The sequence below is a fragment of the Frankia sp. CgMI4 genome, from assembly GCF_001756285.1.
Lineage (GTDB): Bacteria > Actinomycetota > Actinomycetes > Frankiales > Frankiaceae > Frankia > Frankia casuarinae.
In genome coordinates, this window is the sequence record NZ_MAQZ01000081.1 from 49,422 (window position 1) to 63,436 (window position 14,015).

Sequence of the window (14,015 nt, forward strand, 5' to 3'; positions counted from 1 at the left end):
GGAGCATGCGGGACGGACGGGCGGATGACGACGGGCGGATGACGACGGGCGGGGCGCGGACAAGCGTGCTGACGGACGCGCGATGAGAAGTCGCCCCTGGCGAGGTCGGCCGCGTGTGGAAGTACCTCGRTCGGGGTACGGGGCCATGGTCGCGCTTGCCCAAAGGCGCGGCGCGACACGGGAGGCAGCCCGGCCGGCTTCTCGTGGCGCTCACGCCGTCCGGTCGCAAGCGGAGCCATGGAGCCAAGCGTGCGGGTTGAGGTGACCGACCGTGATGCCATCGTCGTGCATCCGGCCGGCGACATCGACTATTCGTCCCTGGATCCCCTGCGCGAGGCACTGCTCGACGCACGGGTCGCCGGAGTAAAAGAGATCATCGTKGATCTGGAGCAGGTGAGCTTCCTCGACTCGCAGGGGTTGGCGGTCATCCTGTTCGCCCACCAGCGTCAGCGCTCGGCCGGTGGCCGTCTCGTGCTGCGTAACCTCAACGAGGACGCCTACCGCCTGCTGCATGTCACGAACCTGAGTGCCGTGATAGACGTCGATCACGGCGACTCCGCCCCCGCGCGCGGCCTGGCGACCCGTCAGGGCGCCTGAGCCACGGGGGCCTTCCGGCCCTGGCCGGATCAACCCGTGGACGGCCTCTCCCAGTGGTAGGAGACGTCGYGGACGTAGGTGATGAAGCCGAGTCCGGTGTACATCCGCACGGCGCGGACATTGTCCTCGTCCACGTACAGCAGGACCGAGTCGAGCCCCTCGGCCTGCAGATGCCGCAGGCCGATCAGGGTAAGTGCCCGRCCGAGTCCCGCGCCGCCCGCGCCCGGGAGCACGCCCACCACGTAGACCTCGCCGATGGGCCCCGGCTGCGCGTTCCGYGGCGGCGTCTGGTCGGTCTCGTGCACCTTCGTCCAGTGGAAGCCGACGAGTGCGCCGTCGTGCTCGGCGAGGAAGAAGCCACGCGGGTCGAACCACGGCTCGGCCCGGCGCCGGGCCAGATCGTCCAGGGTCCACCGGCCCTGCTCCGGATGATCAGCGAAGGCGGCCGCATTGACGGCCAGCCAGGCCCGGTCGTCCTGGTCGGGGACGAAGGTGCGGACCGTCACACCGGCCRGCAGCCGGGGGTCCGGCAGGGGYGTCCCGGCCGCCAGCGGTCGCCGAAGCTGGAGCAGCACCCTCGTGCGAGTGAACGTGAGCCGGGTAGCCAGTGCCGCGGCGGCCGGCAGGTCGCCGTGGGCCCAGATGTCGAGGCGGGACGACGGCGCCGCGAGGGCCTCGGTCAGTCCGCCAACCAGAGCCGTGCCGACGCCGCGTCCGCGGTGGTCGGGATGGACGACCACCTCGGCCTGCCGTGCCTGGTCCACGCCGCCCAGATGGGCGTAGCCGATGATCCGCCCGGCGGGGACGCGGCCCGGCATGGTCGACGTGTCCGCGGCGTTCTGGTCACCAGGGGTGTCCGGGACATTCGGGCCGCTCGTGTCCGCGGCGGCCGACACGGCCAGCAGGTGCCGGCCGGCGCCGATCCGCAGTCCGGGCCGGAGGGCCAGCCGGACGTCCTCGGACACCGGCCCGGTGCCGTCCGCCCGCTCCGCGGCGGCGAGGAGGCTCACGATGTCGTCCACGTCCATGGCGCTCAGGGTCTGCTGCCAGCTCAGCGAGGTCACCGGACGACCGTATGACGCTGGGCGGCCCTCGACGGTGCGGTCGGGAGGCCCCGGTCGCGAGGCCCCGGACGCGAGGCCRAATCCTGGCTCCTGGAGCCAGGATTTGGGCCTCGCGCCGGCGATGCCGTCCTACTGGCGGTGCCCGGGGTGCCGGGATGCCGGGATGCCACGCGGCGGACGGGTGTCCGCGGTGACGTCAGACCCGCTCGGGGGTCCGGGACTCGTCACGGCCGATCCGGCCGACCTCCCCGGGGGTGTTCTCCGGCAGCGGTGCGATGGGCGGCGCGACGAACTTGTACCCGACGTGCCGAACAGTACCGATCATCGCTTCGTGCTCGGGGCCGAGCTTCGCTCGCAGCCGCCGGACGTGGACGTCCACCGTGCGGGTGCCGCCGTAGTAGTCGTAACCCCAGACCTCCTGCAACAGCTGGGCGCGGGTGAAGACCCGGCCCGGGTGTTGCGCGAGGTACTTCAGCAGCTCGAACTCCTTGAAGGTGAGCTCGAGCGGCCGGCCCCGCAACTTGGCCGAGTAGGTGGTCTCGTCGACCGACAGGTCGCCGGACCGGATGACACCGGCTTCGGCCGTGCCGCCGGCGGCGGCGACCCGACCGATGGCCAGCCGCAACCGGGCCTCGACCTCGGCGGGACCCGCGGAATCGAGGACGACGTCGTCAACCCCCCAGTCCGCGGACACCGCCGCCAGCCCACCCTCGGTCACCAGCGCCAGCAGCGGCGTGGTGAGCCCGGTGGTGCGTAGCAGCCGGCACAGACCGCGGGCGATCACAAGCTCCCGGCGGCCATCCACCACGATCACATCCACCGGCGGGGCGTCCAGCAGCGCGCTCGCCTCGAGCGGGGCGACCCGTACGGTGTGGGTGAGAAGCCCAAGCGACGGAAACGACTCGGCGGACGGACCGGGGGCGTTGGTGAGCAAAAGGACGACGCTCAAGACGACTCCTCCAGGTGGTGTGTGGTGGGGCAGCGTCGACCCGGTGAGTAACTCGATGCCCGGCGCTGGGYGTCTCACGACCGTCATGGGCATGAAACGAAGGCCGGTATGTGGGGAGGATAGCGGAGTGTCCTACTCGGCTCCTACCGTCTACGGGCCACTACCTACGGCGGATGGTGAGATCCCGACCACGAGTCATGATCGCTGGAGCGGTCGGGTGCCCGGTGCGTCACRCAATCTGGCTGTAGTGGTCACCCATGGCTTCTCCTGTTCGACGTCACGCCTGGCGCTGCAAACAGTGATGGTCGGATTACGTCCACATCCCGATGTCCAGGTCATGGATCTGCAAGCGTACGACCGATCCACCAGACTGTGCACTTTCGGTGACCCCGAGGTGCTGGATGTCGGTGCGGCCGTCGGCGTGGCTGCCGGCGCGGCCCGTCGACTCGGCTACCAGCGGGTCTGCCTCACGGGATGGTCGATGGGATGGTCGGTGGACGGTGCCGCCGTGCCGCGGCACGGCGTGCTGATCCAGGTGGGCGAGCCCGCCCACAGCCATCGCCGTCGGCATCCCCCGGAGGCGGTAGCCAATGCGAGCGCGGCCAGCCGGTGGTTCGTGCGGGACACCGCTCGGATGCGCCGGATCCATCGGCTGGCCGAGCGGCCCACCGGCCGGATGGTGGCACGGCGCCTGTTACGGGTGCGTATCGGCCCCCACGCGTTCGTACCAATTCCCGCTTCTCCGGTGAAGATAGTTGGTTCGGTCGCACCGACCTCGCCGCTCATCGTCCACGGCTGTCGTGACGGGTATTTCACGCTGAGACATCCGCGCGCGTTGGCCGCCGCGAGGACCGCGAGGACCGCGAGGACCGCCGCCGCGAGGACGGACGAAGGGCCGGAAGGACGGTGACGGACGAGACCGCAGGGGCGGGCCGGCCCGCGTCGATCGCGCGGGTGACCGTCCGCTACTGGGCCGCCGCCAGGGACGCCGCGGGGGTGTCCCAGGAGGAGATCGGCGCGGATACGCTGGCCGCTCTGCTCGATGTCGTCGCGGCCCGCCACGGCGGGACCCTGCCGGCGCTGCTGCGACGGTGCTCCTACCTCGTCGACGACCAGCCCGTGGGCCGGCGGGATCCGGCGGGGGTCATCCTGCGTGACGGTTGCGTAGTCGAGGCCCTCCCACCCTTCGCCGGGGGATGACGCTGTTCGTCGTCGGTCCGGAGATCGTCGGTCCGGAGGCTATCGCCGCTGGGGAGACCGTTGACGCGGAGGTCCTCGCCGCCCGGCCCGGGGTCGCGCCCGGCTGGGACGGCGCGACGTGAGCCGCCCGAGCCGGACATGACAGCATGGCCCGGTGAGCGCAGGCGATCCCGGCACGCCCCATGGCGTCCTCGTCCCGGACGAGGCTGCGTCCATCCCCGCAGCCCGATGGGCGCCGGGTGCTTTGCCGTTGGCGGCCCTGGTGGCTACCGGCCTGGTGATGGCGGCCGCAGCCCTCGGCACGGGAGCCCTCGCGGCGGTCCTCATCGTCGAACAGATCGCGTTTGCCTGGGCCTGGGTCCGGATACTCCGGGCGTCGACCGGTACCACCCTGCTCGTGGCGGCCTGGGGTGTCCTCGGTGACGTGGTCCTGTTGGCCTCGGACCGGCCCAGCTACGGATCGTTGGCCGGCGTCGTCGGGATCGCCGTGGCGGTCATGATCCTCTACCAGCTCGCCCGACGCCGGTCAGCTCCCGTATCCGGGGCAGGCTCGGTGTCTGCCAATGGTTCGAGCCCGGTGTCTGCCAACGGTTCGAGTCCGCCGCCCGGTCCTGCCGTGCGGGTCGGTGCGGATCTCGCCGCGGCGCTGAGTGGAATCATCTTCTGCGCGCTTTTCGCCGGTTACCTTGCGCTGCGTGTCGGGTCCGGCGCGCACCATCCGGCCGATCTGCTGGTCATCGCCGGCCTTCTCGGCGCGGGTGGCACGGTCGTGGCGGGCCGGCTGGTGGGATGGGCGGGCGTTCCGGTGGTGCCGGCCGGGGCGGTCGGCGTTCTGGTCGGCGCGGCGCTGGGGGCCGGCTTCGGTGCCCTCGACCCCGATCGCCTGGCGGTGGGGGCCGCCGTCGCGATCGCCGCGGCGGGAGCGGCCGTGGCCGCCGTCATCGATTTGGTGCTGGCGCGGGCCCGCGACGCCGAGCCGCGGGTCGGCCCGGTCGCCACCTCGGCRCTGGTCGCGGACGTCCTGCTCACCGCCATCCTGCCGCTGGCCTCCGCGGCGCCACTGGTGTATTTCGTCGGCCGGCATCTGCCCGCGTGAGTCGATCGTCGGGCCGCGGCGGGGCCTGGACGGGAAGAGCCGGGGCCTGTCGGATGCTGTAGAAGCCGTGACCGGAATGTGGGTGTTGTCGGTGGCGACCGTGGCTGCTCTCGGGCTGGGGGTGCTCATGCGGGTCCGGGACGGACGGTTCCGGCCGGTAGACGGCGGGCTGCGGGCCGAGTTCGCGTCGCTGGGCGAGACGATGGGGGAGCGGGCGACGCTGCTGCAGTTCTCCACGGCGTTCTGYGCCCCCTGCCGGTCCACCCGTCGGGTGCTGGCAGGGGTTGCCGAGGTCGTGCCCGGGGTACGCCATGTCGAGGTTGATGCGGAGGCGCATCTCGACCTCGTCCGTCGGCTGGGGATCAGGCGGACTCCGACGGTACTGATCGTTGACGGTCATGGCAGGGAGGTGCGGCGCGCGAGCGGTGCCCCGCCGACGCGTGCGGCGGTGTTCGCCACTCTCGAAGAGATCGTTTCCGGTGGGATCAATCGGGCAGATGGTGATCCTTCGGATTCATCGTCGGCGGGTTAACACAGACGTGACGTTCACTGCTACCGTGACACGAACCATGTCCCAGATACAGCTTGTGAAGCGCCGCGCGGTCGATCTGTGCCGCGTACACAGCTGTCTGTGTTGTCTTTCCTGATCGTGGGTTGATGTTCCTCAGCCGTGATCGGCTGGCCCCGGTGCATCGCCACGTCCGAGCGGGTAGTCCAAGCCGGAAGTCAGGAGAAGGCTCTCGTGGTAGATCCTCGTGGGATGCGGTTCGCCGCTGCCGTCACCACGATCATGCTCGCCGTGATACTGCTCGCCGGCAGCCGCTGGTTGCTGCTCGCGCAGACCGTGGTGTTCGGGGTGGGGGCGGTGGCCGGGGTCCGGCACGCGCCCTACGGGCTGGTGTTCCGTTCCCTGATCCGGCCGAGGCTGGGGCCGCCGGCCGCCACCGAGGACGCCGCGCCGCCCCGGTTCGCCCAGCTGGTCGGCGCGATCTTCGGCGTCGTGGGTCTCGTGGGATTCTTCGCGGGGATGCCGGCACTCGGTTACGTCGCGGTGGCCCTGGCCTTCGTGGCGGCCCTCCTCAATGCGGCGTTCGAGTTCTGTCTCGGGTGCCAGCTGTATCTTTTTCTCCATTCGATAGCCGTGAAAGGAGCACGCACATGAGTCGTGAGAAGGCGCTGGTCGACGCCTCGTGGGTCGAAGCGAACCGTAACGACCCGAAGGTCGTCCTGGTCGAGGTCGACGAGGACGTCTCCGCGTACGACAAGGGGCACATCCCGGGGGCGGTGCGTCTCGACTGGAAGTCCGAGCTTCAGGACCCGGTCATTCGTGACTTCATCAACAGGGAGCAGTTCGAGAAGCTTCTCTCCGAGAAGGGGATCTCGAACGACGACATCGTCGTGCTCTACGGCGGGAACAACAACTGGTTCGCCGCATACGCATACTGGTACTTCAGCCTCTACGGCCACGCCGACGTCCGCCTGCTCGACGGTGGTCGCAAGAAGTKGGAGCTCGACAGCCGTGAGCTGACCACCGAGGCCACCCCGCGCCAGCCCACCAGCTACACCGCCCCGGAGCCGCGCACCGACATCCGGGCCTTCCGTGAGGAGGTCATCTCCGCGATCGGTGAGAAGGCCCTGGTGGACGTCCGGTCGCCCGACGAGTTCTCCGGCAGGCTGCTCGCTCCCGCGCACCTGCCGCAGGAGCAGTCCCAGCGGGCCGGGCACATCCCCACGGCGAAGAACATCCCGTGGGCGAAGACCGCGAACGAGGACGGCACGTTCAAGAGCAATGACGAGCTGACCGVCCTCTACACCGAGGCCGGGGTCGACCTGTCCAGGGACATCATCGCCTACTGCCGTATCGGCGAGCGTTCGGCGCRCACCTGGTTCGCGCTGCACGAGTTGCTCGACCTGCCGAACGTGAAAAACTACGACGGTTCGTGGACCGAGTACGGCTCGCTCGTCGGCGTGCCGATCGAGAAGGGCGCGTGAGCCATGTGCGGCGCCATCAGCGGTGGACCATCTGTGGAGGGAATTGACGTGGCCAAGGAAACCGTGATCCAGGGGGTCGTGGTGCAGGGCGGGGAGCCGGTTTCGACCGGTTATGCCCGCCTGCTGGACGAAGGCGGCGATTTCACCGCCGAGGTTCCGTTGTCCGCGACGGGTCAGTTTCGTTTCTTCGCGCGGCCGGGGCAGTGGACCGTCCGGGCTCTTGTCCCCGGCGCGACCGGCGAGCGCAAGGTCGTCGCCCGTCAGGGTGAGCCGGTCGACACCCAGGTCGAGGTCGCGGCCTGACGTCGCGTTCCTTCGCCGGACGGGGACAGCGGGTTTCTTCCGCTGTCCCCGTGCTCACGTTGCCCCCGTGCTCACGTTGCCCCCGTGCTCATGCCCGGACCTGGCCACCGCGGTTGTTTCCCGCCGGTGACACGACGGCCGAAACGGTGCTCGCCGGTGGCGGAACCGTGGTCGCCGGTGGCGGAACCGTGGTCGGTACGGCGAAGGCCATCGGGCCGATCGAGAAACAGTGCAGACCGTTGTCGCGGGCAAACGCCACTGCGGAGCCCCGATCGGGGAACGGCGCGATGATCCGGTCGACCGCACGCTGGCCGGCGGCGGCGAAAAGGACGACCGCGAAGAGTACGTCGGACTCTGCCATCATGCGATCATGAAAGCGCATCCCGGGAAGGCCCGAACACGTTTTCGCGTGTTCCGTTCGTGGTCTGTCGTTGCGCGTGCGATGTCTTCCGCAAAGGCTCCGTCATACCGTGAATGAAGTGTGACTCTTGGTGGACGGGCACCTCTTGGTAGACGGGCAGCTGGAGACGCCTCCGCGGAGTCGGCTCAGTCGGACACGCGGTGCAGGCGCGCGGACAGGTGTGACTGCATCGGCTTGCCCTCGGCCTCCATGTCGATCGCATAGGCGAGATCGCAGCCCTCGACCAGGCCGTAGAGCCGCACCGACCGGGTGACGTCACGGGCGGTGGCGGTGCGGATCAGGACGTTGTGATCGAGATCGATACGGGTGCCGGTCACCGTGCCGACGTAGATCTCGGCGATGCCGAACGGGTGGGCCAGCATCACCTCGACGACCGGCTTTCCGTCCTCTCCGGGCTGGACCCGCCAGAACCCGGTCTCGGTCGCCAGYGGGCTGCCGGGCTCGCGGCCGTCCCGGGGCTCGTCCGCCCACCAGGTGTGCGACACGTATCCCAGCGCCGGGCGGCCGTCCGCGGCGAAGGTGATCTCCTGGCCGTAGTGGAATCCGTCCAGGCCCTCGTAGCCGCCGACCCCCTCGCCCCGCCAGGTCCCGACGAGGAAGGCCAGCGGTAGCAGGCTGGCGTGCAGATCAACGGTGCTCGTCGCCGTGTCGGACCGCGCCGATCCGGCCGCGGACCGCTTCCCGGCGCTCAACGCTGACCCTCGTACAGCTTGTAGACCACGTAACCGGAGAACCAGGCGATCAGGACGGACATCGCCACCAGAAGCCCGGTGAAGAAGTAGTGCAGCACGTCTGTAGCCTAGACGACGAGATCACGGGACTCCTCGTGGCCGTACCGGTCCTGGTCACCTCAGGCGCCACGCGGCATAGCTGCGCGCCAGGGCGGCTCGGTTCTGAGCGGCAAGGCTRTCCGACCGCGCCGCTCGCATGCTCCACAGTCCCGCCACGTGGCAGGCGAAGGCGGTCCCGTCCTCGTCGGTGCCGCCAGCCCCGCAGCCCACTGCTCGGCCTGCTGGGGGGTATGTCCGGCGCAAATGAGACGGATCACCATGAACGCGGCGTCTACCCAGCCGGCCCCATGCGCCTACCTGTCAAGATGCTCCCGAACATGCATTTTTTATTTCATTACGATTCCATAGCCGCGGGCAGGCAGGACGGATGGGAGCGGCGGAGCGCTGGCCAAGTGGAAGCACGGGTCGTCGGACTCGTTCCTCGGCGGGACGCACGGGATGGGTGCGATTTGGCAGACTGGCACGATGGCCCGCCCGCTCGTCGTCAAGGTCACCGCCGGGACGGATGCGCCGGAACGGTGTTCCCAGGCGTTCACGGTCGCGGCGGTCGCCGTCGCCGCCGGTACAGACGTCTCGCTCTGGCTTACCGGGGAGTCCGCCTGGTTCGCGCTGCCCGGCCGGGCGGAGGAGTTCAGCCTGCCGGAGGCGGCGCCGTTGCCCGATCTGCTCGCCGCCGTCCTCGCCGGGGGTCGCGTCACCCTGTGCACCCAGTGTGCGGCCCGGCGCTCCATCGGCCCGGACGACGTCCTGCCCGGCGTCCGCATCGCCGGTGCCGCCGCGTTCGTCGACGAGGTTCTCGCGGACGGCGTGCAGGCCCTCGTCTACTGAGGAGCGCCCGGCCTGGACGCAACGGCCTGGACGCAACGGCCTGGACGCAACGGCCTGGACGCAACGGCCTGGACGCAACGGCCTGGATGTAACAGCCTGAACGCAACGGCCTGGGTGCAACGGGGACGCGTGAATCGCCGGGAAGCACCGCGTCCTCCTCGGGACCGGGTCTCATCCCGGCTTCGTGGCCGAGCCGGCGTCGGCGGCCAGCTTGGCCCGCCACGCCTTCTCCCGCTCGATGGCGGAGGCGAATCCCAGCGCTATCGCCGGGTCGAAGTTCTCGTCGGCGTAGGAGCCGACGCAGCCAAGGATGYGGTCGATCTCCTCCGCGGTGACCKCCAGCAGCGGGACCTGCCCGGTGAGGAAGATGTCACCGACCCGGTCGATGGAGAAGTGCACCCCATAGGTCTTCGCGTTGCGGCCGAGTAGGAATCCGTAGGTGCCCGCCGCGTTCTCCGCCGGGGCGCGCATAAAAAACGCCTCGACGAGCAGGGTGTGGTCCTGCACGACGAGCCACGTCATCGTGCGCAGCTTGTGTTCGCCCTCCAGCGTGACGAGGAACGAGCCGGTGTCGACATGGTCGTAGGCGAGACAGAGATCCTTAAGCGTGTCATCGATCACCACGTCGAGCCGGTTGCGTTCCGCTGCGTCGATGGGCGCCGTCATGGCTGGGGCCTCCCCGGTAGCTGGTAGACGATGCTGGTTCCGGCGGAGATCCTCTCTCAGACGGCGACGGCGGTGGGGCTCAGCGCGTGCCGGTAGCTGCGCAGCACGCCATGGGCCGTGGCCGACCAGCCGAACCCACCGGCCCAGGCCACCGCTCCGGCGGAGAGCCGGGCCCGCCATCGTGGTTGGCGCAGCAGCCGGTCCAGCGCGTCGGCATAGACGGCGGGGGTCCGACCGGAGACGAGCAGCCCGGAGACACCGTCGGCGACCGCGGTGCGCAGGCCCCCGACCGCCGCGGCGACCACCGGGGTGCCGCAGGCCTGGGCCTCGAGCGCGACGAGGCCGAAGCTCTCGCTGTGACTGGGGACGACGACGGCGGTGRCCGCGCGGTACCAGTGGACGAGTTCCTGCTGCGGGGCCGGCGGTTGGAAGCGGACGCGATCGGAGATCCCGAGATACGCCGCGAGCTTGACCAGGGCGTCGGGTTGTTCCAGACCGGATCCGCTGGGGCCGCCGACCACGGCGACGGTGAGCCGCGAGCGGCGGGCGGGATCGCGCCGCAGCAGTTCCGCAGCGGCGCGCAGCAGCAGATCGGGCGCCTTGAGCGGTTGGATCCGACCGACGAACAACAGCAGGTCGTCGGCGGGATCCACGCCGACGCGGGCCCGGGACTGCGCCATGTCACCTGGCCGGAAGACCTCAAGGTCGACGCCGGGCGCGACGACGTCGACCCGGTCCGACGCCGCGTCGTACAGATCGATCAGGTGCCGGTACTCGTCCGGCGTGGAGGCGAGCAGCCGGGTGGCCCCCCCGATGACCTCCTGTTCGCCGAGTAGCCGGCCAGGCGGCTCCGGGCGGTCTCCGACGGCCAGCGCGCCGTTCTTGATCTTCGCCAGCGTATGGGAGGTGTGCACGAGCGGGATACCCCATCGTTGTGCCACCGCGAGACCGACCTGGCCCGACAGCCAGTAGTGCGAGTGGATCACATCGAACCACCCTGGTTCGTGCCCGGCCTCGGCGCGCAGCAGAGCCGCGGTGAACGCACACAGCCAGGCGGGAAGATCCTCCCKGTGGATCTCCTCGAACGGGCCGGCGTCAACGTGGCGGACCGTCACACCCGGCAACAGCTCGGCCGAGGTCGGCAGCTTGCTGCTCACCGCGCGGGTGAACACCTCGACCTCCACCCCCAGCGCCGCGAGCTGCCGAGACAGCTCGACGACGTAGACGTTGAGCCCCCCGRCATCGCCCGTTCCCGGCTGTTCCATTGGTGAGGTGTGCATGGACAGCATCGCGACCCGACTGGGCCGCCCGCGCCGTTCGGCCTCACCGCGGACCTGGGCGGCGCCACTTCTGATCAGACGCATCGAGCACCTCCGCATCCGCACGCCACCGGCGCCTGCCCGACACGACCAACCCTGCTGTGGACGAACACGTCTCCAACCGTTCTACCCGGCCGGTTGTCGGRTCAACTGTTKGTCTCCCCCCTTCGGGCTCCCGGCCGGTCCCTGGTCTGCTGGTCTGCTGGTCTGCTGGTCTGCCGGTCTGCCAGGGTGGATCCGTGACGAACTCCTCCCGTCGGGAGCCGCGGCTCGCGGCCGGACGGGCGCGTGCCCTCGGGATGCCCACCCGGGGTACCACCGCGCCGAACCGGTTGCGACGGATCGATCGCTGGACGCTCGACGCGGCCGCCGCGCTGCTGCGTGGGGCGGCGGATCCCCTGGTCGTCGATCTCGGCTTCGGCGCGTCTCCGGTGACCACGGTGGAGCTCTACGAGCGGCTGCGAACGGTGCGTCCGGGCGTGCGCGTCGTCGGCCTGGAGCTCGACCAGGACCGGGTCACCCGGGCCGCTCCGGCCGCGAGACCTCCCGGGCTGCGGTTCACCCGCGGCGGGTTCGAGCTTCCGCCGCCAGGGGAGCGCCCGGTGCTGGTGCGTGCCCTGAACGTGCTACGGCAGTATCCCGAGGCGGCGGTCCCCGGCGCGTGGGCGACGATGCTGGCGCGGCTCGCCCCGGGCGGGATGCTCGTCGAGGGAACCTGCGATGAGACGGGTCGGCGCGCCTGCTGGTTCGGTCTTCCGGCCCCGGGAGCGGCGCCGGCCTGGCTGCCGTCCGGCGCGCGGGGCCCGGCCGGGCCCACGCTGACCCTCTCCGCGCATCTGGCGAGCCTCRCCCGTCCGTCCGAGCTCGCCGAGCGGCTCCCCAAGGCGCTCATCGAGCACAACGTGCCCGGCCATGACGTCCACCGGCTGTTCACGGCCTTCGACCGCGCCTGGGAGCGGGCCGCGCCGCGGGCCGTCTTCTCCCCACGCCAGCGGTGGATCGCAGCCGTGGCGGATCTGCGGGCCCAGGGCTGGCCGGTCCGCGGCGACCGGCGGCGCTGGCGGCTGGGCGAGCTGACCATCGACTGGCCCCCGGCGGGCGGTTCGGGCGTTCTGCCGGTGCGGTGCGGGACGCCCCAGCGGAGATCTGACGGGACGTCCCGGATCGTGGATCCGTCGGTCCCGCGTTCAGTCGGCGGGACGGCGGGTCACGGCGATCTTGTCGAGCACCGCGAGGTCGTCCGCGCGGGGCTGCCACTGACCGGCCACGGCATTGGCGCGCACCTGGACCGGGCTGGTCGCGCCGGCGATGACCGAGGCGACCCCGGGCTGGGCGGCCAGCCCGCCGATCGTGACGTCCAGCAGTGACCGGTCCCGCTCCCGCGCAAAGGTTTCCAGGGCGTCCAGCCGGTCGAAGACCTCGTCGGTCAGCTCGTCCTGCCGGCCGRCCAGCCGGGTGCCGGGTGCCGGCACCTCGTCGCGCTGGTACTTGCCGGTGAGCAGGCCGTTCGCCAGCGGGTAGTACGGGATGACGCCGATGCCGTACTTCTGGGCGGCCGGCACGAGCTCTGCCTCCACGCCCCGTTCCAGCAGGTTGTAGTGGTTCTGCGCGGAGATGAAGCGGGTCGTCCCGGATGCCCGGGCGGTCCACTCCGCGTCGGCGACCTGCCAGGCATCGAGGTTGCAGGCACCGATGTAACGGACCTTGCCCTCCTTGACGATCTCATCGAGGGCCTCGAGCGTCTCCTCGRTCGGCGTGAAGGCGTCCAGGGTGTGCAGCTGGTAGAGGTCGATGTAGTCGGTCTGCAGCCGGCTCAGCGAACCCTCGACCGCCTTGCGGATGTACCGCCGGGACGCCCGCGCGCTGAAGTCCTGGCCGTACATGCCGCCCATGTCGTTGCCGAATTTTGTGGCGAGGACGACATCGTCGCGGCGGCCTCGCAGCACGTGCCCGAGAAGCGTCTCCGAGCCGCCCTTGTTCCCGTAGGTGTCGGCGGTGTCGAAGAACGTGATCCCGGCGTCGAGCGCCGCGTCGACGACCGCACGGGTGCCGGTGAGGTCGACGCGCGAGCCGAAATTGTTGCAGCCGAGGCCGACGACAGACACCAGTAGTCCGGAGGATCCCAGCGGGCGATAGCGCATAAGTTAATACAACACATCGGACCACGGGCCCCGGACAGCAGGCCCCGGACCCGTGGTCGACCGGAACAGGTCAATGACCRTCCGTTGGTGATCCGGTGTGTCGATGTTCGCGGGCCGTTACTTCTCGGGGGCGGCCTCGGTCACGGCCCGGCCGACCGCCTCGGCCGCCTTGCGACTCGAGGTGCGCGCGGCGCGGGTCTGGCTCACTGCCGTCCGGGTGCGCTGCACCGCCTCCTCCGTGGCCGGGCTGCGCCGGATGCTCGCCACCCGCTTCTCGCCCCGGGTGGCGAAGCTGTTGTAGAGGTAGGTGGCGCGTCCCTGCAGGTCGGAGATCTGGGAGGTGACGGTGGCCGGCAGCGCACGCACGGCCGTCCCGACCTGGGTCGGAACCCGCGCCGCCTGGGTAGGCAGCGCGCCGACCCGGTCGGAGATCTTCCGAACCTCGGTGCTTGTGGTCGTCGGCAGGGCGAGCAGCTTCGCCACAGCGAGATCCGCCGCTCCCACCGACGCGTAGAGCGGCTTGCGCACCTCCGCCAGCGGAACCCTGACTTCGGCCCTCGCCTCGGCCGTGTCCTCCTGGGCCTGCGCGCTGACGCGGGCGGTGGKACGGCTGGCGGGGCGGTTCGTCGTGCGCGTGGTGGCCATGAT

General features: G+C 70.5%; 18 protein-coding genes and 1 pseudogene. 11 read left to right on the top strand and 8 right to left on the bottom strand.

Going from position 1 to position 14,015, the window contains the following annotated elements; translation table 11 throughout:
• The first annotated feature begins 237 nt into the window (after nucleotides 1-237).
• Nucleotides 238-597, top strand: a complete 360-nt coding sequence (locus Manayef4_RS14195; RefSeq protein WP_035729468.1) for an STAS domain-containing protein — start codon at nucleotides 238-240, stop codon at nucleotides 595-597.
• Nucleotides 598-626: 29 nt separating this feature from the next.
• Here the strand turns inward: Manayef4_RS14195 and mshD are convergent, their stop codons facing one another.
• Nucleotides 627-1,661: a mycothiol synthase gene (gene mshD / locus Manayef4_RS14200; protein ID WP_070131912.1), complete on the bottom strand. Its 1,035-nt coding sequence runs from the start codon at nucleotides 1,659-1,661 to the stop codon at nucleotides 627-629.
• 196 nt (nucleotides 1,662-1,857) lie between these two features.
• Nucleotides 1,858-2,610, bottom strand: coding sequence for a response regulator transcription factor (locus Manayef4_RS14205; RefSeq protein ID WP_011434907.1), 753 nt, complete (start codon nucleotides 2,608-2,610; stop codon nucleotides 1,858-1,860).
• 337 nt (nucleotides 2,611-2,947) lie between these two features.
• On the opposite strand from Manayef4_RS14205, the gene Manayef4_RS14210 reads away from it, so the two are divergent.
• The 8 genes from Manayef4_RS14210 (at nucleotide 2,948) to Manayef4_RS14240 (ending at nucleotide 7,201) form a co-directional block, all read left to right on the top strand.
• Entirely contained in the window at nucleotides 2,948-3,520 is a 573-nt protein-coding gene (locus tag Manayef4_RS14210; protein ID WP_051623861.1) for a hypothetical protein, read from the top strand.
• 35 nt (nucleotides 3,521-3,555) lie between these two features.
• On the top strand, nucleotides 3,556-3,810 hold the full coding sequence (locus Manayef4_RS14215; protein WP_035729657.1) for a MoaD/ThiS family protein: 255 nt from the start codon (nucleotides 3,556-3,558) through the stop codon (nucleotides 3,808-3,810).
• Entirely contained in the window at nucleotides 3,807-3,932 is a 126-nt protein-coding gene (locus Manayef4_RS26375) for a hypothetical protein (protein ID WP_023839837.1), read from the top strand. The genes Manayef4_RS14215 and Manayef4_RS26375 overlap by 4 nt, the downstream gene beginning before the upstream one ends.
• 32 nt (nucleotides 3,933-3,964) lie before the next feature.
• Nucleotides 3,965-4,906, top strand: a complete 942-nt coding sequence (locus Manayef4_RS14220; RefSeq protein ID WP_023839836.1) for a hypothetical protein — start codon at nucleotides 3,965-3,967, stop codon at nucleotides 4,904-4,906.
• A gap of 76 nt (nucleotides 4,907-4,982) precedes the next feature.
• Entirely contained in the window at nucleotides 4,983-5,438 is a 456-nt protein-coding gene (locus Manayef4_RS14225) for a thioredoxin family protein (protein ID WP_035729470.1), read from the top strand.
• Between the two features lie 210 nt (nucleotides 5,439-5,648).
• Nucleotides 5,649-6,068 carry a DUF4395 family protein gene (locus Manayef4_RS14230; protein ID WP_011434912.1) on the top strand — a complete coding sequence of 140 codons (420 nt, stop codon included), beginning with the start codon at nucleotides 5,649-5,651 and terminating at the stop codon, nucleotides 6,066-6,068.
• Nucleotides 6,065-6,898 carry a sulfurtransferase gene (locus Manayef4_RS14235; protein ID WP_070131913.1) on the top strand — a complete coding sequence of 278 codons (834 nt, stop codon included), beginning with the start codon at nucleotides 6,065-6,067 and terminating at the stop codon, nucleotides 6,896-6,898. The genes Manayef4_RS14230 and Manayef4_RS14235 overlap by 4 nt, the downstream gene beginning before the upstream one ends.
• A 3-nt stretch (nucleotides 6,899-6,901) precedes the next feature.
• Nucleotides 6,902-7,201: a DUF1416 domain-containing protein gene (locus tag Manayef4_RS14240; protein WP_011434914.1), complete on the top strand. Its 300-nt coding sequence runs from the start codon at nucleotides 6,902-6,904 to the stop codon at nucleotides 7,199-7,201.
• A gap of 88 nt (nucleotides 7,202-7,289) precedes the next feature.
• On the opposite strand, the gene Manayef4_RS14245 is transcribed toward Manayef4_RS14240, so the two are convergent.
• Both Manayef4_RS14245 and Manayef4_RS14250 read right to left on the bottom strand, forming a co-directional pair.
• Entirely contained in the window at nucleotides 7,290-7,562 is a 273-nt protein-coding gene (locus tag Manayef4_RS14245) for a hypothetical protein (protein WP_330218913.1), read from the bottom strand.
• A 185-nt stretch (nucleotides 7,563-7,747) separates the two neighbouring features.
• Nucleotides 7,748-8,314 (bottom strand): FABP family protein, encoded by a 567-nt coding sequence (locus tag Manayef4_RS14250; protein WP_011434916.1) that lies wholly within the window; start codon nucleotides 8,312-8,314, stop codon nucleotides 7,748-7,750.
• A 564-nt stretch (nucleotides 8,315-8,878) separates the two neighbouring features.
• On the opposite strand from Manayef4_RS14250, the gene Manayef4_RS14255 reads away from it, so the two are divergent.
• Nucleotides 8,879-9,241 (top strand): DsrE family protein, encoded by a 363-nt coding sequence (locus tag Manayef4_RS14255; protein WP_035729484.1) that lies wholly within the window; start codon nucleotides 8,879-8,881, stop codon nucleotides 9,239-9,241.
• A gap of 171 nt (nucleotides 9,242-9,412) precedes the next feature.
• Here Manayef4_RS14255 and Manayef4_RS14260 read toward each other — a convergent pair whose 3' ends face one another.
• Both Manayef4_RS14260 and mshA read right to left on the bottom strand, forming a co-directional pair.
• On the bottom strand, nucleotides 9,413-9,907 hold the full coding sequence (locus Manayef4_RS14260) for a YbjN domain-containing protein (RefSeq protein ID WP_070131914.1): 495 nt from the start codon (nucleotides 9,905-9,907) through the stop codon (nucleotides 9,413-9,415).
• A gap of 56 nt (nucleotides 9,908-9,963) precedes the next feature.
• Nucleotides 9,964-11,271, bottom strand: coding sequence for a D-inositol-3-phosphate glycosyltransferase (mshA, locus tag Manayef4_RS14265; RefSeq protein WP_070131915.1), 1,308 nt, complete (start codon nucleotides 11,269-11,271; stop codon nucleotides 9,964-9,966).
• Between the two features lie 254 nt (nucleotides 11,272-11,525).
• Here mshA and Manayef4_RS23085 point away from each other — a divergent pair.
• Nucleotides 11,526-12,320 (top strand): annotated as a pseudogene (locus Manayef4_RS23085) (class I SAM-dependent methyltransferase); the annotation flags it as partial.
• 93 nt (nucleotides 12,321-12,413) lie between these two features.
• On the opposite strand, the gene Manayef4_RS14270 reads toward Manayef4_RS23085, so the two are convergent.
• Entirely contained in the window at nucleotides 12,414-13,367 is a 954-nt protein-coding gene (locus Manayef4_RS14270; RefSeq protein ID WP_070131916.1) for an aldo/keto reductase, read from the bottom strand.
• Nucleotides 13,368-13,484: 117 nt separating this feature from the next.
• Nucleotides 13,485-14,012 (bottom strand): hypothetical protein, encoded by a 528-nt coding sequence (locus Manayef4_RS14275; RefSeq protein ID WP_070131917.1) that lies wholly within the window; start codon nucleotides 14,010-14,012, stop codon nucleotides 13,485-13,487.
• Nucleotides 14,013-14,015: the final 3 nt, after the last annotated feature.